The sequence below is a fragment of the Leptolyngbya sp. FACHB-8 genome (genome assembly GCF_014695575.1).
Classification (GTDB): Bacteria; Cyanobacteriota; Cyanobacteriia; order Elainellales; family Elainellaceae; genus Vacuolonema.
On record NZ_JACJOO010000067.1, the window covers coordinates 175,277 to 196,890 of the forward strand.

Here is a 21,614-nt window from a genome sequence, read left to right on the forward strand (position 1 = left end):
TCTTGAAGGACAAGCTCTAGATGCGCTGGAGAACCCCAGGTTGCTGCAAGTCTGCCAGAGTTCCACTACCTGTACACAACAGCGTTGTTTTCAATTCTGCAATGAGAGCTTCCATCAGTTCATGGAGGGCAGTTTCCGAGGTCGCAGCGGCTTGCAAGAAGGGAAGGGCCAGGCCTCCCAGAGTTGCTCCGAGGGCGATCGCCTTCGCCACATCTAAACCATCTCGCAACCCACCCGAAGCAATGAGCGGCACATGGGGGGCAACCGTTCGAATTTCCGTTAAGCATTCGGCAGTTGGTAGCCCCCAATCACCAAAGGTATTTCCCAGGCGGCGCTGAAGCGGATCTTTCGCGCGCTCCCCTTCAACTTTTGCCCAGGAGGTGCCTCCAGCTCCAGCGACATCAATCGCGCTGATCCCGGCATCCAACAATTTCTCAGCCAAAGAGCCCGATATACCATTGCCCACTTCCTTCGCAATAACGGGAACAGGAAGCTGCTTACAAAGGGTTTTAATTTGGCTCAATAGCCCCCGGAAGTTGCGATCGCCCCCGGTTTGTACCGCCTCCTGCAGGGGGTTCAGGTGCAGAATCAGAGCATCCGCTTCTAACCAGTCCACGATCCGCTGGCATGACTCGATAGTGCAGCCGTAGTTCAGTTGAACGGCTCCTAAATTGGCAAAGAGGGGGATGTCGGGGGCAATAGCCCGCACCGCAAAGGTCGGACGGACTTCAGGATTTTCCAGGGCAACCCGTTGGGAACCGACACCCATTGCAATGCGGTACTGTTGGGCGATCGCGGCCAGACGTTGGTTGATCAGGCGCGCTTGCTCCGTACCCCCAGTCATAGACGAGATCAGGAGGGGAGCCTTGAGTGACTTGCCCAGAAAGGAGGTGGAGATATTGAGCTCATGCCAATCCAGTTCGGGTAGAGCGCAATGGCGAAAGCGGTAGTTTTCTAAGCCACTGGTCGTTTGCCGAAACTGCACATTGTCTTCCAGGCAGACACGAATGTGATCGGCTTTGCGGCTTTGGGTTTCAGTAACGGCTTCCGAGTCCACGGGCAAATTGGCAAACCCCTCCGGGGAAATCAGGGGAGGGAGCGCCTCAACGTTTAACTTCACGGTGTCAGACACAGCTATAAGTGGCTTACATCAAGGGTTTATACGATTATGCTTTGTCAGTCTCCCACGGCATAGATACCCAAACTAATTGCGGCAACATTGCGACACACTTCTGAGGTGCAGCCCTGACACTGCACACTGAGGAGATTTCTGCATCAGAATTTGCCCGTCGCCAGTAATTTTCATTATGAGCTTCAAAGCCGAGAGTTCGTGCCCTACGGGCACGAACTCTCGGCTTTGAAGCCCAAAAACCGCTCGCCTCAGGCGAGCGGTTTTCGGGCTGGATTCCAAAATGAGCATTGCTGGCCCGTCGTGTGAAACTTTATCCGCTTTGTAAGCAAAGTCCCACACGACGGGCAAATTCTGATCATTGCATCCTGTGAAGGGCCGTTGGTGCTGGGAAAGAGGTGGGTACGCTAAGGCTGAATCGCTGAGCGGTAATGGTTATGGGTTTTGTAGTTGCAGGTGTTGTGGTATTCGTTGTGGCTGGAGTGCTGTTCTTTATCCAACGGAACCAGCACAACCGCGCGAACTGTGTGCGAATGGCGCGGGCCGCTACCGTAGCGGAGTTGGAAACCATGGCGAAAGAAATTGCCCAGGAAATTGGTGGCGGCAGTTGGCGGGAGTATGTGAAAGTTGCGGGAGAGATTGTGTGCGATCGCCCTCTCACCGCTCCCCTCAGTGAGCAGCCCTGCGCCCACTACCGCATGACGGTACGCCGAGAGTACGAGGAGCGCGTCACGGTCAAAGATAGCGAGGGCAAAACCCGCGAAGAAACGCAGCGGAGTTCGGAAACCATGTCTACGAATGAGCAATCGGTACCGTTTGTGTTGCGCGATCGCACCGGAACCATTGAAGTCGATTTAGAATCGGCTGACGTTGAAACGATTACTGTTGTTGACGAGTTTCGAGCCGAACAACCTGGGGGTCTCATCTCGTTTGGTGGCTTCACGCTCGCAACGGGAACACCCAGTATGGGCCGCCGTACCCTGGGATATCACTATCATGAAGTGATTCTGCCGTTGCATCGTCAGGCAACTATCGTCGCCAGCATCGTGGATCAGGGTAATAGCCTGGTCTTGAAGAAACCAACAGAGCGGGATAAGCACTTCATTGTTGCCCTCAGAACCGCTGAGGACATCACCAAAGCGGCACAGGACCAAGCGATTCTCCTGCGCCGCATTATGATTGGCTGCGTTGGTTTGGGGAGCGTACTGACCCTGGTTGGATTGGTCAACGCTGTTTTCTAGCAGCAATTTCCATTTTGGAATGAGGCCCTGAAGCCCGCCAGGGTGGGCTTCAAGGCTTTAAGTGTGGGACTCCGCACTCTAAGGGGGCAAAGTCCCACACTTAAAGCTCACAATGAGGATTGCTGGTTTCCTAAAGCAATTCAAACAAACTGGAGGAACTGATGCATCCTCAAAAATACCCCTAACCCAAACAGCGCTTTCTACCAACGCTTCATGACGCTAGAGAAGAACGATTCCCCCAGTCAAAAGTCAAATCACCCGTTTGGGTACCCTGACTAGGCGAGGTTCGCTATAAGGGTCGACACCTACTCTATAGATATGGAAGTTGACTCCTGATTGGCCTGATAAAGGCAGTTGTGGGAGCGAGGGGGGCTCGCTCCCACTTTTTATTGCGAGTGTCGCGTTAGTTAACCTCAGTTCGGGATAAGCTGAAGTGCTCATTTTGGCGTGCGCTTTGCGCACGCCAAAATGAGTGTTTTCGAGTGCCGCGCAGCGCGCGGCACTCGAAAACACCCTTAACCCGAACTCAGGTTAGTTAGGACATCAGGAGAGAATGGGAGCAATACTCCTACTGACTCTCGATGTCCTAACTAACGCGAAGGCTATTCATGTACTAACTATTCTGTACTAATATGCTATGCACTTCATGCACAGCATATTAGTTACAGCAAGTCTGCCAGGGTAGGGTCGTCTTGCAGAGTCTTAATAACTTTTTTGATATCTTGGGTGCGGTCTTTACGAACCACAAGGGTTACTTTGTTATCTCGCACGATAACCACATCTTCTAAACCGATGGTCACAATTAGATCATCATTATCGCTGGAGTAAAGTAACGCTCCCTGAGTATCGAGCCCCACATGGCGGGCCAGTTCTACATTGGGGCTATCGCTCTTGAGTAATCGCTCAATAGCGTTCCAATCACCCAGATCATCCCACGGGAATGTGGCAGGTAGCACACAAGCACGAGCTGTTTTTTCCATTAGGGCATAGTCAATGCTCTGCTTGGGAATTTTTGGATAAATTGATGGGCCTTCCTTGAGCAAGGGTTCCAACACGTAGGGAGCATGGATTTTTAGCTCTTCCAGAGCTACACCTGCCTGGAAGATAAACATGCCACTATTCCAACTGAAACGACCACTTGCAAGAAACTCTTTGGCCGTTTCTACCTCGGGCTTTTCGGTAAAGCGCTGAACGCGATAAGCCGGAAGCTCCAGGTAGTGACCAATCGAGTCGCCCTGTTCAATGTAGCCGTACCCAGTGGAAGGGAAGGTGGGTTGAATGCCGAGGGTGGCGATCGCTCCCTGCTCCTGAGCCAGAGCCGAGGCAGCTCGAAGGGTTTGCTCAAAAAGACTCTGATCTCCAATCCAATGATCAGCAGGGAAGAAACCAACAACCGCATCTTCTCCATAACGCTGAGACGCTTCCAGAGCCGCCCAGGCTACAGCAGGAGCGGTATCTCGCCCCTCTACTTCCACCAACAGGTTAGCCTCTGGCAATTTGGGTAATTGCTCCCGTACCCCTTCTGCGAGGTGAGATGCGGTAATAACCCAGAGGTGCTCCCAATCTCCAGCAAGGGGAAGTAACCGCTCTGCGGTAGCCTGAATCAGGCTGGTTCCACTTCCATCAAGGCTCAAAAACTGTTTGGGGCGGTGCTTCCGGCTCAAAGGCCAAAACCGTTCTCCTTTACCGCCTGCGAGAATAATCGGAATCATGGATACCTTTTCCCTACTGCCATTCGGTTCGCCTCACATCCTACCTGGGTTTCGCCTGGAGACCCGGGGTTTCCCTCGGGTTTTATCAAAATTTTTACGAAATTTGACGGAATACGAGTCCAGAAGGTGTAGATCGAAGTCAAATGCCTTGCTTAGAGGATTAAATCATTGAGATTGGCTATTTCCGTAATTTTATCGTTGCCTGCGGCACTCTTTAGGCTATTGCGTATAAACCCTTATTTTGGAAGGTTTCAGAATAAGTTATCGGAAAGATTGGAACATTTTAGCCATTCTCAAAATCGTCACCCTTTCTACCAATTGTTAAGCAATATTCTGGTAAGTTAATCCGGGTTTGATGAGCGCATTAAGGAAATTCGTTCTTCAGATACAAGGCGCTAATGTTTACATTTGTATAGACTGTTGTTAAATCATTATTTGATTTACACGAGACGCAATAATGAGGTGTGAGACGGAGTGGTACGGTCAAAACAAAACCCTGGACTTGAGTCCGATAAATCTATAACCGCTAAAATCCCTGAGATTCCGTCTGACCCTCTAAAGTTGGCCGGCTCCTCAAAAATTGTGCCAACTCAACGCAAAGTGGGTACTGCGCAAAAGATTGGTTGGGCGATCGCGCTCCTCTTTACAGCAGCCTCATCGACAGCTCTTGCAGCGCTGCTCATGTGGTTTGCCCCCACTCCTCATGCCACAGCAGAACCACCCAACCAGTCCATTAAAGAGTTAGTGCGTGGGGCAGTTGGCTACCGAGTTACCCGTCCTGTCAATATTTTAGTGATGGGTATCGACCGGGTTCTGACAGCACCTCCTGATTCTCCAGAGGTTTTTTCTGGGCGCAGTGACACCATGCTGCTGGTTCACGTCGACCCCGATGGCAATAAGGTGAATGTCCTTTCCATTCCCCGTGATACACAAGTGCGCATTCCGGGGGTGGGCATCACAAAAATCAACCATGCCAATATGGAGGGCGGAGCAGAGCTAGCCGCTACCACCGTCACAGAAAATTTTGAAGGGGTTACGATTGACCGCTACGTACGAGTAGATACGTCTGCATTTAAGGAACTCGTCGATCTGCTGGGCGGAGTTGAGGTTTACGTTCCCACCCGAATGAAGTACACCGATAACACTCAAAAACTTCACATCGATCTGGAGCCGGGCTTGCAAGTGCTGAACGGTGATCAGGCTGAGCAATTTGCACGCTTCCGTAAAGATGCGACGGGTGATATTGGCCGCGTACAGCGACAACAGCAGTTAATTCGTGCCCTGCGCGAACGTGTTGCAAATCCCACAATTATCCCTAAGATCCCTCAAATTATTGAATTACTAAAGAGCCACATTGACACCAACATGTCAATGGAAGAGATGTTAGCCCTGGCGAACTTTGGCTTACAGCTAGAGCGAGATAACTTTCAGATGGTGCTGTTGCCTGGGCGCTTTAGCCGTCCTGATGAATCCGTTGCAAGCTATTGGATTTTGAACCCTGAAGGGAAGGCGCGGCTCATGCAGCAGTTCTTTGGGGTTGCCTCTGACGGCGGGGAAGCCTATGAAGCAACTGATATCAATCGCCTCAGAATTGCTGTCCAAAATGCAACAGGTTCCCCGGAAGTGGGTAATAAGGTTGCCCGTTATCTTCGAGACCAAGGTTTCCGCAACGTCTATGTTGTCCACGATTGGTCGGAAGTGCTTCCTCAAACGGAAGTCATTAGCCAAAATGGCGATCTGGACAGTGCTCGGCAGCTACAAACTACGCTGCAATTGGGGCAGGTCATTCCAGCGTCGACGGGCGATCTCGATTCTGATCTGACACTTCGTGTCGGTGAAGACTGGCTAGAGTTGCACAGCCAGGAGGTAGAGTAACATCAGATTTTTTTGAGGCATGGAGAATCCCTCAAAAAAATCTGAACTGTTAATCTTTAAAGTGTCAGACAGCTGAAAGGCACCCGGCACTTTAAAGATCAATAGTTTAGTAGGGTTTGTGGAACGCAGGCATGCAACAGGCAAATTCTCCGATGGGTCGTTGGTTAAAGCGCAGCTTAGCAGTTTTGCTCATTCTCCTAATGGCATGCTTATGGGTTTTGCTTGGTGCGGCACCCGTTGAGGCCGCCATTGACACCGTTAATTACAACAACGCCAATCTGGAAAACTATGATTTTTCAGGAGCCGACCTATCGGGAAAGGCGTTTGTTGCAGCGGAGATGCGAGGTATTAATCTGCACAACGCCAATCTAACCAATGCCATTTTGACCAAAGCTGTGATGCTCAGAGCAGATATGTCAGGCGCCAACCTGACTGGTGCGTTGGTCGATCGGGTGTTTTTGTTAGGGGCTGATTTGACAAATGCAGTTCTGCAAGAGGCCACTATGACCCGCACCAGCTTTGAAGATGTGGTCATTACCGGGGCTGATTTCACCGATGCCATTTTGGATCGGTATGAGCAGCGAAAGTTGTGCGATCGCGCTGAAGGCCTGAATCCAACCACCCACGTCGCAACCCGAGATAGTTTAGGCTGCCCTTAAACTGTACGTTCAGTCAGTACCTTCGCCATTTTTTGAAGTCCTTGACTTTGCGTGCGCGCTGCACACGCAAAGTCAAGGACTTCAAAAAATGGCAGCATACTCTTACAGAGCTTTGCGCTTGAATCAGCCAAGGTTGTTTTTGTGAGAGCCGCGCGGAGTGCGGCTCTCACAAAAACAACCAGATTTTAAGCGCTTGAAAAGCCCTGTAGGTAAATTTTCGTGAGTTTTTAGTATTAGTTGATTGTCTGTGCGCTTCGCACGCGGGCAATCAACTGGCTCAGGCAGACGTTCGTGAGTTTATTGCTATAAACTGGAGAAGCCTTTTAAGTATGCGACACACTTCTATGCTGAAGCGCTCCACCCTCGATGCCGGTCACTTGATGCGCCGGGCCGAAGATTTGATCAATGCCGCCTCTAACCGTTACCGGATCACGGTACAGGTAGCAAACCGCGCCCAGCGTCGCCGCTACGAGGAATTTGATAGCTACGACGACCCCAAGATGAAGCCGGTCATTCGAGCCATCATTGAGATGTCTGATGAATTGACACAACCCGAAATTATTGGTGAGTAACGTCCGGGGTATTGCGATGAAGGTACGCTTGCCTCAGCTATTTCAACCAAAGTCTATTTCTCTGACTCGTCGTAGCTCCCTACGACGCTATCGTTGGCTGGCGATCGCTCTGACCACCAGCATCCTGGTTAGTTTTCCATGGGCATTTTCACGTCCCGTTTCCAGCCCAAGTTATCTTGCCACTATAGAGCCCTGGTTTGCTACAGCTCCTGTGTCGGCTCAGCTTCCTGCGGTTAATATTGCCGATACTGCTCGGGTTCTCTACGAACGGCTTCCATTTCTGCCATTGGAAAATCAATACGTGAACAATGACGGGAATACCGTTCCCGAAAGTACATTGCTCACTCGGTTAATGTTCTATCACACGGGCGTTCAGCAGCGTCAGCCTTACTTCCGACTCGATTGGAAACTGACGCTGGCAGATTACCTGGGTGCCAATGAGACCATGCACCCTGACACCTACCCCAACTCCCGTAACTTCCGAGATGACCCTATGCAGGGCGATATTGCAGCCGTTCGCAATTTGAGCCGCGAACAACGGGAGCAACTGGTAGATACAATTGTGACGCTGCTCAATCCGTTAGCAGCTCGGGCATCATCGTCGGGTTCTGCTCAAGAGCCCACAGGAGTGAACACATCACCTGCTTCTCCCAGTCGCCCAAACTCAGGAGTTCCTACCGCAACGCCCCGAGAACCACAGCCAGGAGACGCACAACTGCTCCTGCCGTGATGCTGTAGCGATCGCTAGATACCTTAAAAAGGAGAAGGCCGGGCAATGCCTGGCCTTCTCCTTTTCCGTACAAGCCTTGAGCTCCTTACTATCGGAAAGCGGATACCCTGGGTACTTACTCTTCAGGGATGGGGTGTGGGGCATTTCACACCTCGCACCCATCCCCCTTATACTTCTATACTGCAAAAAAATGAGGGCACTATTAGTGTCCTCATTTTGTTGACCTATAGCGGCTCTGGAAAGACTACATCGAAGAACCCAAGCCCGCGTAAGCACCGTAGAAAAACAAACCAACGATGCCGATGACCCCGAGGCCCGCGATCGTTGCCACAACCCACAGGGGGATTCTGCCACTGGATAGCATAGTGTATGAATCTCCTAAAACTTGGTTAACACAGCAAGCAGCCTGAAATAAAAATTCAGCAAATTACAGTGTTTGTAATGGGCTGAATAACCTGCATGGGCGGGATGCTAAATCAGTGATTAAGCATCAACAAAGGGTTTAGTTAAAGAAGTAGCTAGAGAATAGAATCCCCAGTACAAAAACTAACAACAGCCCCAGGTACAGCGATGTTCGATTAAGTTCGACAGGCTGTTTGTTAGGGTTTGGAAGACGTTCTGGCATCGCGGACTCCTAACGCTGAATAAATTGCATAGCGGCGATCGCTCCCAGGAAGAAAATGCTGGGAACGGCCAGGGTGTGAACGGCCAGCCAACGAACCGTAAAAATGGGATAAGAAACAGGCTGATTTGGGCTATTGCTTGTCATAAGTCTGCTAGTTCACTATTTCAAAAAGTCTTCAATTTGCTGTTTAGCGGCAGACCGATCCATCACAATCGGCACTTCCTGACGCTCTTGAGTATAGTACTCGTTAGGGCGAGGGGTGCCAAAGACGTCATAGGCCAAGCCCGTGCTGACGAACAACCACCCAGCAATAAACAGAGCAGGGATCGTAATGCTATGAATTACCCAGTAACGAATGCTGGTAATAATGTCTGAAAAGGGTCTTTCCCCAGTAGTACCGGCCATCCAGATGCCTCCAGTGCGGAATATATACCAATCATTAGTCTTTATGATACGGGAGTTGGGGAATCACAAACAAGTCAATTCGACGATTTATAACCCCTTTCCCTAGAGGGTATTTGAAAAGTCCCTTAAAGGGTTGATTTTCCGTATATTTAGCACTGAAAAACTAGTTTTTCAAACCCCTCTCCAAAGACTTTTTTTGCCCTCAATTGAGAGCAGCCTTAACAAAGAGAAGTGTGAGCAGTTTCTTTTTAGAAACAACTCCGCAAGACCCAAAAAACTGCGCTAAAAAACACAGTTTTTGGGTCTCTTAAAATTGAACACTGTTTTGGATTAAGCGGCTTCCGTACCCTCAGGTACATATCGCAGCATTGTTCCTCCCTGCCCCAGAATAAAGCCCTGGTCTTGACTCAGGAAAACGACCCGGTAAAGATTAGACGGAGTATCCTCAACGGCTCGATCTTTTTCCCAGGTCTGGCCACCATCCCGGCTAACCAGAAGATTCCCACTTCCCCCCGTAATCCAGACTTCATCAGGAGTGCGATAGGCTAGATCCAATAATCCCCAACTGGTAGAGAATTCCGGAGCGATTTGATCCTGCCATTCCTCTAAATTGTCGGGAGAAGAGAACTGAACAGTCCCGCCTCGCGCCAGTAGCCAGAGACGCCCATTCGGTGCGTAACCCATGTTTTGCAGACGTCGAGAGCTGGTGCGATTATGCTGCTCCCACGCATCCTGACCGGGTTCCCAGGTGGAATAAAAATTCCCTCGGGCAGACACCGCAATATACCGCCCATCGTTTGAGCGGGAAATATTTCGCAGGACTCCAACCGCTTCCTGCACCATTGCTTTCCAGGTACGCCCACCATCTTTTGTTTGATAGATGGCACCTACATCTGTTGTCATCTCAGCAGACTTGGAACCCAGAGCAATGATCGTATTGGGTAAACCTGGCAACTGCTCGCTAAGCGGAATGCGTGACCAGGATTTACCGCCATCGGTGGTGTGGAGCAAAATACTGGGCTGGCCAACAATCCAGCCTTCATTTCCCTTAAAACTTACAGAGCGGAAGGTGTAGGTCTGGTCATCTCCGAGTTGTAACTGTCGCTGGCTCCAGGTAGCCCCGCCATCCTTCGTTTCCAGGAGGGTAGAGTTTTTACCCACGAGCCAGCCATGGCGATGATCACCTGTAAAGGAAACATCTGAGAGTGTTTCTTGAGTTGGCAGGGAAACCGCTTGCCAGGGGTTGTAATCCGTCGAGGGGAGAAAGCCCCGAGCGCAACCACTGGTGAAGAAGACGGCGATCGCCAGAACGACGACCTGAATTAAGTTTCGAAAAGTTCCACGCATGGGCTGTCGATGAGAGCTAGACGCCAGGGACGAGAAAAATAACATTAACGCAGGCCATAAAGGCTTAAGAAAAGGAGGAATGCCACAGCCAACGCGCCAAAAATGACCAGGTTTTTTCGACCGGGTGTCATGGCATTAAAACCAAACCCGTAGTTCAAGTTTTCCTTAAAACCCGAAGGGTTACCGGCTGGCCCCACATTGCTAAAGCGGTTTTTGCGAGCACCACATACGGGGCAACGCCAAGTATCGGCCAGTTCTTCAAAGGGAACGCCAACGGCAACCTTGCTGAGGCTGTCTCCCTTAGCAGGTTCATAAACGTAGCCACAGGCGGTACATTCATACCGGTCAAGGGTTTTGGAGTCAACGGCTTCTGTACTCATGGCCTGGAGTTTTCCGTTAGATGAGAAGTCGTAACAATTTGTTTTATTCATTATCCCATGAACTGGGCTTTAGACTAATTTTGCCTTTGCGTCAGCAGCAATTCTCATTTTGAAATCAGGCCCGAAAACCGCGCGCCTTTACCACGCGGTTTTCGGGCATCAAAGCCAAGAGTTCACGCCCGTAGGGCGTGAACTCTTGGCTTTGATGCCCATACTGAGAATTGCTGTCGTGTCAGGAGGGCAAAATTCGGATTCATAGGCAAATGCTTCTCTTACCTGGCTGCTTGAGATCGTGAATTTAATAAAACCCCGATTTTTTGGGAAAGGTTCGACGCCACCGAGCTCTCCCAAAAAATTCGGGGTTTTATTTTGTATGAGATTCTTAGCGGCTCTTTCGATTAGAAGGAGGGACCGGCAAGAAGGCAGAGGCTAGCAGACAGAAGATGCCGATGTTTATGAAAACGTCGGCAAAGTTAAAGATAGGGAAATTGATCAGACGGAAATCGAAGAAGTCTACAACTTCCCCTGCCAGAAAACGATCGAGGCCATTACCCAATGCCCCTGCCAGAATGCAGCCATACCCTATCTGCTCCAATCGATGCATTGTTGGACCGAACACGGCTAAGGCGACTAGCCCCAGACTTACCGCTAAAGAGAGCCAGCGCAACCACTCACCACTCTCGCTGAAGAGGCTAAAGGCAGCTCCAGGATTAGTTACGTAAGTCAGGTGAAATACCCCTCGCCAGAAGGGCCAGCTTTCATCGAGTTCAAAGTTCTGCACCACTAGCCATTTGGTCAACTGGTCGATCACCAGTCCTGCCACGGCAGTAACCCAGAAAAAGGAGTTTTTCCAGCGCATAAAGGAGTAGCGGAAGATTAGAAGGGTAACTGCTGATAGATAGTCCAGGGTCATTCTCCCATCAATCTCCCCCATTCCCATGAGATATGCTCTCAAGAAACTCATAGTTTCTTCGCCGATAGCGCTAGTGTCGGGTTCGTTGAGATATCAGGATCATTGCTCCCACGCGCTCCTGATACCCTAACGAATCCGACACTAGTGCCTGAAAGAGTTGTTTTTTGCGCAAAGCGCATAAAAAACAACTCTTTCAGCGAGCTTTAGAACATGCCCTAGCAATGTGGGAGCGTGGAGGGCGCGCCCTCCACTCATCCAACTACTTTGCCTAAGCAAGCTGAAAATGCTTTAGCAAAGCGCATTTTGCAGCTCGGTGTAGGTTCAATAGAACAAAATATGGCGCATGACAAATGAGATGACCGTCACGGCACAAAGGATCACGAGTTGACCGGGCAGGGGGTAAACCGAGTAGGTCATCATCAATTTGGGAAGCGGAGAAACTGGGGCTTGCAGCCATTGAACGCTGTGGGCGATCGCCAAATAGCTCAATCCCACGACGTGCACCGTCAACAAACCACACAAACAACAAAAAGCTAGAGACTCTAATCGAACTGCTACCCGGAACGCTAAATTTCCACAAACCCAGGCTCCCGGGATAAATCCAAGCAAATAGCCAAAACCCGGCTCATGCACATAATCTAGACCGCCCCCCTGACCAAAAATATTGAGCCAGAGCAGCCCCAACAGCAAATAGGCCATCTGAGAAATGGCCGCCGCATTTCTGCCACCCATGCATCCTACCAAGAGCACCGCCCCAATCTGGTAAGTAGTTCCGAGGGAGTGAGGATGAAGCCCATCCTGCGCCCAAGCCCAGGGCGGATTCGTGACAAATGCTTCAAGGAACGTGCCGCCGATGGTCAAAATGAGACCAATCAACGCCCACAGGAGATCAGTGGGGGCAATCATGACATGTAATAGAAACCCAACAAATGGATGCTGGCTCGGTTTCGCACCCACAATTGGACGCTTGAGTCAGCCAGTATTATACGTTCCCCGTGATCGGTTCGGTTTGCCCAAGTTCAGTGCAGACAAAAATGGCAGTCCCGGAAAACGGGCTTAGTGAGCGATCGCCATTTCTTCTGCGCGGGCCTGTGGAATTTCATGGGTATAGAAGTCATAGGCCATGACTGTTTGAGGGAAGATGGCCCGTGCCTCGGCCAGCAGATCTTCTAGCACCACGGCATTGCCCGGAGCATAACGGGGGCTGAAGTGAGTCATGATAAGTTGCTTGACCCCAGCCGCCAAAGCGGTCTGAGCAGCCATGGTAGAGGTAGAATGCAGCCGCTGATAGGCCAGTTCAGCATCTTGATGAGCAAAGGTGGCTTCATGCACCAGGACATCAGCACCTTTGGCCAGTTCTACCGCATTTTCGCAAAATACCGTGTCGGTGCAGTAGACGAAGCTACGCCCAGCCTGAGGCTCTCCACACAGCTCTGCTCCATTAATGACACGCCCATCGGGAAGCGTGACCACTTCGCCCCGCTTCAATTTGCCGTAAATTGGTCCCGAAGGAATGCCCAACTCAGTAGCCCGTTCTACATTGAACCGTCCGGGGCGGTCTTTTTCCGTGACCCGGTAGCCAAAGGCCGGAACCCGGTGGGTCAGCGGGGCACACTCCACCACAAAGTTCTCATCCTCAAACAAAAGGCCAGGACTGACCGTATGCACTTTAACTGGGTAGGAAAAGTGAGTTTGGGAGTAACGCCCACAGGCTCTCAAATACTCATCCAATTTAGGAGGGCCATAGATATCAATACGGCTGGGATTACCGGCCAACCCACAACTCGCCAGGAGCCCCATCAAACCATAAATATGGTCCCCATGCATGTGGGTGACAAAGATGCGGGTAATCTGGCTGATACGAACATCGCTGCGGAGGAGTTGGTGTTGGGTTCCTTCGCCACAATCGAATAACCAGACTTCGGCCCGTTGGGGCAGACGCAGGGCAATGCTGGATACGTTGCGCGATCGCGTTGGCACCCCTGAACTGGTTCCCAAAAACGTAATTTGCAAGGCGTCACTCACTCCGAATGGCAGCGAAATCTTTCCAATTTATACTGACACACCCATCCCCTGACTGCATATTACAAAAGCTGCCTTCCTGATAAATGGGGAGCAAAGTTTCCTGGGGCTGTTATAGTAAGTTCGAGCTTTGGTCATCACCTGGGTGCGCCCATCCCATTGACCATCCTGAGGAATTGACTTTTCCCATCAGGGCTCAATAGTTCTCCTGTTGAGGCCGCTGGCTGCTTTAGAATCAGACGATTCAGGCAGGAAACCAATCAATGAAACATCTATTGCTAGCTATTGATTGGATAAAAGAAATAAAGGTTTTTTGGTTAACGGTTGGGCACTTTTCCATCTCCCATTTCATCTAAAGTAATCGGGCCAATATGACAACAAGTGAGGCACTGGTGAGCAATCAAACCCCACAATTTTTAATTCCCCTGCGTCTTCGGACTTTAGGCCAGGTAGCCGCATCCCTGTCCGTCCTGCTGGGAGTAGCATTGGCAAACCCGGCTCAGGCTGCTGAGTTAGAACTGCGGGTCGCCATTGAGCAGGATGTTTCCCAAGTTGAGGTTGGCGGTAATACTGACGCTGTAGTGAGGGACGGCTCAGGACGAGTCCTGGGAGAAATTCAGGGCGGTACCGGGCTGGTTGCTGAAACAGGCGGTCAGGGTGTGCGCCTCGGGCAATGGCAGGCAGATTCTGTTTGGGTTGAGCCCGAAAACGATGGCTATATCTGGATTGGCAGCAAGTGGTACCGGGGGAAGGTTCGTGTTGTTCCCACGGCCAGTGGTCTGACGGCCGTAAACTATATTGATCTCGAAGAGTATCTCTATAGCGTAGTTGGAGGGGAAGTACCCACCAACTGGCCTCTTGAAGCATTGAAGGCTCAGGCAGTTGCGGCTCGCTCGTACGCGTTGTATCAACGTCAATCCAGTGCCAACACGGTTTTTGATGTCGGGGATACGACCCGTTGGCAGTTCTACGATGGAATTAAGGAAGAAGCACCCAGTACTCAAGCAGCCGTGCAGGCAACCGAAGGCCAGGTGCTGACCTACAACGGTCAAATTATCAATGCGGTTTTCCATTCATCTTCGGGTGGACACACAGAAAACGTTGAGGATGTGTGGCAAAATCCCCTTCCTTACCTCCGGGGAGTACCCGATTATGACCAGAACGCCCCAGTATTTAGCTGGTCAGAAAATGTCAGTGCGGATCAATTGGGCCAGCTGGCTCCCAGTGTTGGCAATGTGGTTGCCATTGAACCCGTACGGACGACACCTCAGGGGCGGATCGTTACCCTGCGCGTGATTGGCGATGCGGGAGAGGCTCAAGTGACAGGAGATCAGGTACGACGTGCCTTTGAGCTACGTAGCACCCTGTTCTCGATAGAACCTCAATACAATCAAGTGGCCTCGACCGATGGGGCACAACCTCCTTCGGGTTTTGTAATTCAGGGGCGTGGCTTTGGTCACGGGATTGGGATGAGCCAGTATGGAGCCTATGGTATGGCCAGCCAGGGTCAAGATTATCGGAATATCCTGTCTCACTACTATCAGGGCACAACGTTGGCTCGTATCCGCGTTGAATAACTCAGAAGCCCAAAAATGAAAAAGGCACGGTGTAAACACCGTGCCTTTTTCGTGTGCGAGGTGCACGAGAAACAACCCTTTAGGCCGCTTTAAGATACGACCTCGTTAAGGACAGAGAGCCGGAGTAGGCTGGAGGCGGGCCAGAATTTGCTTGAGCACTAGAGCTGCCCAGTCAATATCTGCCTCGGTGGTGAGCCGTCCTAGAGTCAGACGAATGCCACCCTGGGCCTGGCGATCGCCCCATCCCATGGCTAATAATGTTGGGCTTGGTACAGATTTTCCGCTATTGCAAGCGGACCCTGCACTAATTCCAATACCCGCTAAATGCATCTGGCGTACCAAGGTACGACCATTCAACCGCTCATCGGTGTGACGCAGGCAGAAGCTGACATGATGTGGAAGCCGATGCCAGCGATCGCCCGTCGGAATCAAGTCTGGTACATCTGCCAGTTGGTCGAAGAGGCGATCGCGCAATTGTCGTAAACGCTCGGCTTCTGTGGGTAGTGATTTCTGGGCCAGAGCAGCAGCGATACCAAAGCCAGCGATCGCCGGGACAGCCTGAGTACCCGCACGCAGCCGGGATTCTTGACCACCGCCCTGGATCAAAGGCACAAGTTCCACGCCTGGCCGCACGTAAAGTGCCCCAGAGCCTTGTGGGCCATAAAGTTTATGGCTAGAAAGAGACACTAGATCGACAGGTAACTGCTGCATATCTAAGGGAACGCGACCGGCCACCTGAACAGCGTCGGTGTGAAATAGAGCTCCATGGTCGCGCGTGATTTGGCCCAGGGTTTCAATGGGTTGTAGAGTTCCTACTTCGCTTTGCCCATAAATAATAGAAACCAGCACCGTATCGGGACGTAGAGCGGCTTGCAGATCAGCGGGATTAACCCGTCCCTGCCGGTTTACGGGCAAGCGGGTGACGGCCCAACCCTGGGCTTCCAGCGATTTTGCCGGTTCTGACACAGCCGAGTGTTCCACACTGGAAATAATGATGTGCCGGGGGGTGCTGTAGTGTTGAGTGACCCCAAAAATGGCAAGATTATCGGCTTCGCTTCCACCCGCAGTAAACACGATCGCATCTGCAGGGGCATTCATTAACTCTCCCACCTGCATACGGGCCTGTTCCACAACCAAGGACGCTCGCTCTCCCCAAGCATGAAGACTGGAGGGATTTCCCCAGATCTCAGTCATCACCTGTTGCATGTAGGCGATCGCGTCAGGATGGGGAGGGGTTGTTGCGCTGTAGTCCAGATAGACCTGCATCGGTGCACTCGCTCGGCGTACTCTTTCAGCATAGTGCTGGCTGTGAACTTCGCACATGACCTTCAGTAAATCTCAATAGCTATAGCTTAGGGATGAAAATTGAATAAACTCCGGATTCTTTGTGGGAGGCGCGGCTTAGCCGCGCCTCCCACAAAGAATCCGGAGTTTTATTTTGTACGAAGTCCTAGGTGTCTTTACAACAACCAATCACATGTTTAGAACGGCGTTCCTGTTCGATTTACTTTGTGCTTCGTCTTCAGAAGGACAATTTGTATCGGTACTGCCTCAGCAGCACAATTCCCCCTTCTAAAAAACTATCCAATGGGTTGCATTCAGAGAGATTTATATTTGAATATAGGTAAGTCTTCGGATCAACCGTCATCTGCTTTCTGGTCAAGCTGTGAGTTCTCCTGCTGACCCAATCTCGCAAATAGGGGTGCATTCATGGAGGTGCCGTCAGGCAAAAAGCTCCCGGAGCAACACATGACGGGCTTTCGGGTCGCCGATTTGCTCACGATTCCAGCTGAATACCAAGGGCTCATCTCCTGGATGATGCGTCGCGGCGAGTTTACCCTGAGCGAAGCCGTTACAGGGCTCAAGCAGGATGAGGAAAAGCTTCGCACGAGCCTGGAAGATTTAGTAACACAGCGCCTGATTAAACGGATTGAAAAGGAAGGCATTGTTTACTATCACCTCAGATTGGCCCATACGTCCCGTCGCCAGATGCCAAAAGACATCTGGAAAGTGCTGGATCAACAGACTGAAGCGGCCAATGTCTTCATCTCCTACTCCCGCCGTAACAAAACATTTGTAAAAACCCTGGCGGATATCCTCAAAAAACGAGGACGCGAGGTATGGGTTGATTGGGACAGCATTCCTTTTGGTACTGATTGGTGGGAAGAAATTAAGACAGGTATCGAGGTAGCGGATACCTTTATCTTTGTACTCAGCCCCGATTCTGTTGCTTCAGATGTCTGTGCTCGGGAGATTGAGCATGCCGTCCAACACAACAAGCGACTGGTGCCGATTGTCTGCAAGGATGTGAACCCTAATGAGGTTCATCCTGAACTCAGCAAGATTAACTGGGTGTTTCTGCGGCCCGAAGATGATTTTGATATCGGCCTTCGGAATCTCCTCAATGTTTTAGATACAGATTTGCCCTATGTGCGCACGCATACCCGGCTGCTGGTGCGGGCAAATGAGTGGAATAACAGCAACCGCGATGAGAGCCTGTTGCTGCGGGGGAGTGAGTTAGAGGATGCCCGTCGATGGTTGTCCCAAAGTCACACTAAGCATCCCCAATCCTTACAGTTGCAGAAAGATTTTATCTGGGCTTCCTACAACGCGGAGTTGGGGCGGCAGCAAAAGGAACTAGAACAGCAACAGCGAGCGGCCCAACTCCAACAGATTTGGACAACCACATTGGCGATCGCGGGGGGACTCGCGATCGCTTTCGGCATCGGTTCCTTTGTGCTCTACCTCCAGGCCAGCGGTAACCGAAAAGTCGCCGAAAAGTCGCAATTCAATGCAGAAATTCAGCGATTGACGACCCTGACAGAGGCATCGGAAGCGCTCTTCAGCTCCGGGCAGTATTTCGATGCACTGCTTCAAGCAGTCAGTGCAGGAGTAGGGTTTCAGCAACTCAAGAATTCCCCTCCCAACCTTCAAACAGAGGTGATCACAGCTCTTCAGCAATCGATTTTTGGCATTCAGGAGCGCAATCGGCTGGATGGCCATCAGGGGGCCGTATGGGATGTGGCTTTTAGTTCGGATGGACAATGGCTTGCATCGGCTAGTGCCGATAATACGGTGCGAATCTGGCGGCAGGATGGACGCCTCAAAACCGTCTTGCAGGTGCCGGGGGTACAGATTTTGAGTGTGGCGATCGCCCCTGACGGCAAAACTCTGGCCACGGCTGGAGATGATAGCAAAATCTATCTTTGGGGGCCCGATGGGGTTTTGCTGATGACCCTCCGAGGCCACACGCAAGCCATTCGTCGGGTCAGCTTTTCGCCCGACAGCAAGTACCTTGCTTCCGCCAGCGAAGATAATACGGTGCGGATCTGGCGGCGCGATGGAACTCTGGCGCAAACGCTGCGGGGATCGCGAGGCCCCGTTAACGACGTGCAGTTTAGTCCAGACGGAAAGCAGGTAGCGGTGGCGAGCAGTGATGGTACAGTACGAATTTGGCTGCTGGATGGCACACCCCTGCGGGTTTTGCCCCACAATGATGTAGCGGTATTCGCGGTACGATTTAGTGCCGATGGTCGACAGGTGTTTTCGGGTGCCAGCGACGGAAAACTGCGGGTCTGGTCACGAGGTGGGCAGCTTATTCGTAGCATTGCGGCCCACACCACTCCCATCTTTAGCATCGCCGTCAGCCCAGATGGTACCCGGATGGCCTCTGCGGGATGGGACAAAACTATTCGCATTTGGAAGGCGGATGGAGCCCTTCTACGAACGTTGCCAGCCCATCAATCCCGCATTTACCGCATTGAATTTGATCCGGATGGCGAAACCCTGGTATCCGCAGCAGGCGATCGCACAGTCCGACTCTGGCAGATCAACCCAACGTTGCTGACATTTCTCCCATCTCATACAGGGGCTATCAATACCGTTCGCTTTTCCCCGGATGGTAGCCAGTTGGTTACAGCCAGTGATGATAAAACCCTCAAAATCTGGAGGCGAGATGGTGCTCTGCGTAAAACCTTGAACGTCCATCGGGCTGGGGTAACGGGGGTAGCGTTTACACCGGATGGCCAATACTTTGTATCGGTGGGGCGCGATCGCCAGATGGTGTTATGGACAAACTCAGGTGAAATCGTCTGGACTCGCAACACGGCAGTCCCCATCAATGCCGTCGCCATTAGCCCCAACGGCAAATACATTGCGACGGCCAACCAAAATAACACCGTTCACCTCTGGAGCCGGGATGGCGTTTTTCTGCAGGCTTTAAATGGCCATACCAAAGGGGTACTGGACGTCACCTTTGGGCCGGATAGTGAAACCTTAGCCTCGGCCAGTGCGGATAATGTGGCCATTGTATGGAATACTCTTGGGCAACGGCTGCGTACCCTTCGTGGCCATTATGGCTGGGTGAAAACGGTTCGGTTTAGCCCCGACGGCAGCTTGATTGCCACCGGGGGAGCTGATAACACCGTCATTTTGTGGAATCTGGATGGGACTCCTATGGCCACTCTGGAGGGGCACCAGGATGAAATCAGTGCACTCAGCTTCACTCCCGATAGTCAACTGTTGGCTACGGGCAGTTCTGATGGCACATTGCGAATTTGGAGCCGCACTGGGAAGCCGATGACTCGTTTGCAGGGGCAAGGGGGGCGAGTTTACACCCTTGACTTCAACCCCGATGGAAGCCGCTTAGTAACTGCCGGAAGTGATGACATAGCCTACATTTGGGATGTCAAGAACATGAATAACCTGGATCACCTGTTGAAGAGAGGGTGTGATTGGATGCAAAATTACCTCCAGTCCAATCAAGACTTGGATGTTACAGAACAGAGTCTCTGTAAATAAATTCGTTTTCCGGATAGTTATCCTGATAACCATAGATACAAAAGGTTGTACCACCAGCAAAGCTGGTGGTACAACCTTTTGTATCTATGGTTAATCAAGCTGAGCTACTTAACCTGAGTTCGGGTTAAGGGCGTTTTCGAGTGCCGCGCGTTGCGCGGCACTCGAAAACGCTCATTTTGGCGTGCGCTTTGCGCACGCCAAAATGAGCACTGCAGCTTATTCCGAACTGAGGTTACTTATAGCTCTACCTTTTCAAAACCAAATTTAGGCTTTAGGAGATTTCTGAGAAACAATATCCCCATTATTTGGAAAAAAGGCGCGGCTTCGCCGCGCCTTTTTTCCAAATAATGGGGAAGTTCTTATCTGGAAATCTCCTTAGGTGTTGAGTAAGAAAGAGTGGGTGTGACGTATCACTTTTTTACTTTTGCTCAGGATGAGTCAACTCAGGTACAGGAGCCCCCAACTTATTGATGACACCAATCATCTGGTAAAGCCGTCCTAAATCTCGCTGATTAAACTCCAAGACCAGGCGTGGCAAATGTTCGATCTCGGGTTCATACTCCTGAGGAAGAGCAGCGCTTTTCGTGATTTTCTTTTGTACCAGGATGTCGTGGAACTGATCGTTGAGATATTCAACATCACCATCACTTAACTCGCTGTTGAGCCGCAAAACTAAATCATTTCCCACATAGCGGCTGGAGTGATAAACCCGGTAGAAGCTGGCGATCGCCTCACAGGCCACATCCACATTGTCCGTAACGGTGAATAGATGCAAATCGTCCGCGTTAATCAAACGATTCTTCAGTAAATGCTCCTGGATATAGTGGTTCCATCCCTGCCAGTAATCACTACCCGGGGGCTCAATCAGTACCAGGGGTACGGGAGAAGATTTGCCAGTCTGCATCAATGTCAGACACTCAAAAGCCTCATCCTGGGTACCAAAACCACCAGGCATGAGAGCGATCGCATCACTTTCCCGCAGGAAGAAGAGCTTACGGGTGAAGAAGTACTTGAAATCGATGAGTTTGCGATCGCCAGCAATAAAGGGATTGGCTCCCTGCTCAAAGGGCAACTGAATATTTAGGCCAAACGAGTGCGCTGAACCGGCTCCCTCATTCCCGGCTTGCATGACACCACCGCCAGCACCGGTCATGACCATAAAGCCCATCTCCGTTAGACGGCGTGCAAATTCCACCGTCATTTTGTAAACCTGGGTCGTAGGTGCAACCCGCGCTGAGCCAAAAATTGTGACTTTACGGACGTGGCGATAGGGATAAAACTGCCGAAAGGCCCGTCCCATATCTTGCAAGGACCCATTTAGAATTTTCCAGTCCAGACGATCCGTTTCAACCTCGGCCATCTGAATTAGGGTGCGGAGTGCCTGTTGGATCAGTTCGCGGTGCTTTAGCTTCGGCAGATCCGTCATCAGAGCATCCAGTTCAGCCCGAAGTTCATCCAGCGAGGACGACGAAGAGTTTGGATCCATAAATTAAAAATGTGTTGTAGAACCCTATTCTAAGCAATTCGTGACTCCATAGCGCTGTAGCCTGCTCCCTTAACGATGAGAATGGTACATTCTGTCCAGCGCATTCATTACTCAAGAGTTTCCTAAACCACGCTTGCGTAA

The 21,614-nt window shown here is 51.1% G+C and carries 20 protein-coding genes; 7 read left to right on the forward strand and 13 right to left on the reverse strand.

All coding sequences use genetic code 11. The features are described from left to right. Window positions 1–16: 16 nt before the first annotated feature. Window positions 17–1,057, reverse strand: coding sequence for a type 2 isopentenyl-diphosphate Delta-isomerase (gene fni / locus H6F91_RS17880; protein WP_190774802.1), 1,041 nt, complete (start codon window positions 1,055–1,057; stop codon window positions 17–19). Window positions 1,058–1,566: 509 nt separating this feature from the next. Between fni and H6F91_RS17885 the strand changes: the two genes are divergently transcribed. Then, window positions 1,567–2,370, forward strand: a complete 804-nt coding sequence (locus H6F91_RS17885; RefSeq protein WP_190774782.1) for an E3 ubiquitin ligase family protein — start codon at window positions 1,567–1,569, stop codon at window positions 2,368–2,370. 662 nt (window positions 2,371–3,032) lie between these two features. On the opposite strand, the gene H6F91_RS17890 is transcribed toward H6F91_RS17885, so the two are convergent. Continuing rightward, a complete protein-coding gene (locus H6F91_RS17890; protein ID WP_190774783.1) occupies window positions 3,033–4,082 on the reverse strand; it encodes a mannose-1-phosphate guanylyltransferase in 1,050 nt (349 codons plus the stop codon). Window positions 4,083–4,556: 474 nt separating this feature from the next. On the opposite strand from H6F91_RS17890, the gene H6F91_RS17895 reads away from it, so the two are divergent. The 4 genes from H6F91_RS17895 to H6F91_RS17910 all read left to right on the forward strand — a co-directional run bounded on the left by H6F91_RS17895 (window position 4,557) and on the right by H6F91_RS17910 (window position 7,918). Then, window positions 4,557–5,957 (forward strand): LCP family protein, encoded by a 1,401-nt coding sequence (locus H6F91_RS17895; RefSeq protein ID WP_347280056.1) that lies wholly within the window; start codon window positions 4,557–4,559, stop codon window positions 5,955–5,957. 152 nt (window positions 5,958–6,109) lie between these two features. After that, a complete protein-coding gene (locus H6F91_RS17900; RefSeq protein WP_190774804.1) occupies window positions 6,110–6,616 on the forward strand; it encodes a pentapeptide repeat-containing protein in 507 nt (168 codons plus the stop codon). A gap of 344 nt (window positions 6,617–6,960) precedes the next feature. Further along, window positions 6,961–7,188 (forward strand): DNA-directed RNA polymerase subunit omega, encoded by a 228-nt coding sequence (locus H6F91_RS17905; RefSeq protein WP_190774805.1) that lies wholly within the window; start codon window positions 6,961–6,963, stop codon window positions 7,186–7,188. Beyond that, entirely contained in the window at window positions 7,181–7,918 is a 738-nt protein-coding gene (locus H6F91_RS17910; protein WP_190774784.1) for a hypothetical protein, read from the forward strand. The genes H6F91_RS17905 and H6F91_RS17910 overlap by 8 nt, the downstream gene beginning before the upstream one ends. Window positions 7,919–8,162: 244 nt before the next feature. Here the strand turns inward: H6F91_RS17910 and H6F91_RS17915 are convergent, their stop codons facing one another. The 9 genes from H6F91_RS17915 to H6F91_RS17955 form a co-directional block, all read right to left on the reverse strand. After that, complete coding sequence (locus H6F91_RS17915) at window positions 8,163–8,282, reverse strand: photosystem II reaction center protein J (protein ID WP_190774785.1); 120 nt, start codon at window positions 8,280–8,282, stop codon at window positions 8,163–8,165. Window positions 8,283–8,420: 138 nt separating this feature from the next. Then, on the reverse strand, window positions 8,421–8,543 hold the full coding sequence (locus H6F91_RS17920; RefSeq protein ID WP_190774786.1) for a photosystem II reaction center protein L: 123 nt from the start codon (window positions 8,541–8,543) through the stop codon (window positions 8,421–8,423). A gap of 9 nt (window positions 8,544–8,552) precedes the next feature. Then, window positions 8,553–8,687 (reverse strand): cytochrome b559 subunit beta, encoded by a 135-nt coding sequence (psbF, locus tag H6F91_RS17925; RefSeq protein ID WP_190774787.1) that lies wholly within the window; start codon window positions 8,685–8,687, stop codon window positions 8,553–8,555. 15 nt (window positions 8,688–8,702) lie between these two features. After that, the gene (gene psbE / locus H6F91_RS17930) at window positions 8,703–8,948 is read right to left on the reverse strand and encodes a cytochrome b559 subunit alpha (RefSeq protein ID WP_190774788.1); all 246 of its coding nucleotides are present in this window, start codon (window positions 8,946–8,948) and stop codon (window positions 8,703–8,705) included. Between the two features lie 330 nt (window positions 8,949–9,278). Next, window positions 9,279–10,295 (reverse strand): photosynthesis system II assembly factor Ycf48, encoded by a 1,017-nt coding sequence (locus tag H6F91_RS17935; RefSeq protein ID WP_190774789.1) that lies wholly within the window; start codon window positions 10,293–10,295, stop codon window positions 9,279–9,281. A gap of 44 nt (window positions 10,296–10,339) precedes the next feature. Further along, window positions 10,340–10,675, reverse strand: coding sequence for a rubredoxin (locus H6F91_RS17940; RefSeq protein WP_190774806.1), 336 nt, complete (start codon window positions 10,673–10,675; stop codon window positions 10,340–10,342). A 382-nt stretch (window positions 10,676–11,057) separates the two neighbouring features. After that, on the reverse strand, window positions 11,058–11,534 hold the full coding sequence (gene lspA, locus H6F91_RS17945; RefSeq protein ID WP_190774807.1) for a signal peptidase II: 477 nt from the start codon (window positions 11,532–11,534) through the stop codon (window positions 11,058–11,060). A gap of 375 nt (window positions 11,535–11,909) precedes the next feature. Further along, window positions 11,910–12,494 carry a biotin transporter BioY gene (locus H6F91_RS17950; RefSeq protein WP_190774790.1) on the reverse strand — a complete coding sequence of 195 codons (585 nt, stop codon included), beginning with the start codon at window positions 12,492–12,494 and terminating at the stop codon, window positions 11,910–11,912. Window positions 12,495–12,644: 150 nt separating this feature from the next. Next, window positions 12,645–13,601: a ribonuclease Z gene (locus tag H6F91_RS17955; protein ID WP_190774791.1), complete on the reverse strand. Its 957-nt coding sequence runs from the start codon at window positions 13,599–13,601 to the stop codon at window positions 12,645–12,647. A gap of 380 nt (window positions 13,602–13,981) precedes the next feature. On the opposite strand from H6F91_RS17955, the gene H6F91_RS17960 reads away from it, so the two are divergent. Continuing rightward, window positions 13,982–15,187 (forward strand): SpoIID/LytB domain-containing protein, encoded by a 1,206-nt coding sequence (locus H6F91_RS17960; RefSeq protein ID WP_190774792.1) that lies wholly within the window; start codon window positions 13,982–13,984, stop codon window positions 15,185–15,187. Window positions 15,188–15,292: 105 nt separating this feature from the next. Here H6F91_RS17960 and H6F91_RS17965 read toward each other — a convergent pair whose 3' ends face one another. Further along, window positions 15,293–16,453 carry a cysteine desulfurase family protein gene (locus H6F91_RS17965; RefSeq protein WP_190774808.1) on the reverse strand — a complete coding sequence of 387 codons (1,161 nt, stop codon included), beginning with the start codon at window positions 16,451–16,453 and terminating at the stop codon, window positions 15,293–15,295. A 444-nt stretch (window positions 16,454–16,897) separates the two neighbouring features. On the opposite strand from H6F91_RS17965, the gene H6F91_RS17970 reads away from it, so the two are divergent. Next, window positions 16,898–19,987, forward strand: coding sequence for a TIR domain-containing protein (locus tag H6F91_RS17970; protein ID WP_190774793.1), 3,090 nt, complete (start codon window positions 16,898–16,900; stop codon window positions 19,985–19,987). 418 nt (window positions 19,988–20,405) lie between these two features. On the opposite strand, the gene H6F91_RS17975 is transcribed toward H6F91_RS17970, so the two are convergent. Continuing rightward, window positions 20,406–21,473: a TIGR00730 family Rossman fold protein gene (locus H6F91_RS17975; protein WP_190774794.1), complete on the reverse strand. Its 1,068-nt coding sequence runs from the start codon at window positions 21,471–21,473 to the stop codon at window positions 20,406–20,408. Window positions 21,474–21,614 lie beyond the last annotated feature (141 nt).